1 protein-coding gene is annotated in these 1,197 nt (G+C 45.5%); it reads right to left on the bottom strand.

Features of this window, described 5'->3' with window-relative positions; translation table 11 throughout:
- The coding region (locus tag A3762_RS14130) for an FAD-dependent oxidoreductase (RefSeq protein WP_068756155.1) at positions 1-1,057 on the bottom strand (1,057 nt) is incomplete at its 3' end.
- Between the last annotated feature and the right edge of the window lie 140 nt (positions 1,058-1,197).

Raw genomic sequence — 1,197 nt, 5'->3', positions numbered from 1 at the left:
TCCCTTTGAAGAATGGGCCATCACAATGTGGACAGTACGCCACGCCATTACCGATATTTTCTTTCTCACCAGGAACGTTTAGCTCTCTCCACTTCGCCCCTGTTGCGACAATCAAGGTCTTGGTATCGATACGCTCACCTGATGACAAGACCACGGTTTTGATCTCTTCATCGATCACTTCGCTCACACGCAAGTGCTCTTTCACCGTAATGTCGTAATCATTCATGTGATTGATTAAGTTTCCTGTTAGTTCAGGACCGGTTGTACTCGATACTGAAATGAGGTTTTCGATGCCCATTGTGTCTTTCACTTGGCCACCTAATCGCTCAGCAATCAGCGTTACTTTCAAACCTTTGCGCGCACTATAAATCGCTGAAGCAACACCTGCTGGACCACCACCGATAACAGTCACGTCTTGCAAAGGCAGTGCGTCAGACTCATCTGACTGGGCGATACTTGCATCGCGCTCCATCAATTTCTCGATCAACTGTGCGGCATCAACTTTACCATTCGCGAATAATTCGCCATTGACATAAACAGCTGGGACGCCCTGAATGTCGCGTTCTTTGATGATATCTTGGAACAAGCCTCCATCGATCATTTCGCTCGAGATATTGTCGTTAAGCAAAGCAAATTGATTCAGAGCCTGAACGACATCTGGGCAGTTGTGGCAGCTCAAACCGATGAACACTTCAAAGTGTAACTTTTCACCAACGCGCCCCACCATTTTTTGCAAAGACTCATCTAACTTTAAAGGTGTGCCAGTCGCCTGAAGCACCGCTAAGATAAGTGAATTAAATTCGTGACCACTTGGGATACCTGAGAACTGGACACCTGTGTCTTTGCCATCAACTTCAATGTAGAAGCTGATCGGACTACGTAAACCTGTGGCACGTTCTTCTAGCGAAAGAAGATCATTGGTGCCTGCAATATCAGCAAGAAACTTTTTCAGCTCCTCACGTTTTTCATGTTCGCCACTTTGAAGAACGAAAGTAAGCGGCGCCTGCATTGAGGCTGTGTACTGTTTAATTGCCTGTAGAATGTCTTGAGATAGCATGATGCTCACCTGTATGTTTCTAAAGTGGTTTTTGATTTTGTTCAGCCCGCTGTTGATTCGGGACTTAGTATTCTGATCCGAAGAGATTTGAAGATAATTTCTAGTCTTGACTCTTCTTTTCTTATCGGCGCTGGCCGACA

This window comes from Oleiphilus sp. HI0125, from assembly GCF_001635355.1.
Note: the sequence above shows the minus strand (reverse complement) of the source record. Positions and strands in the feature narration are given on the sequence as shown.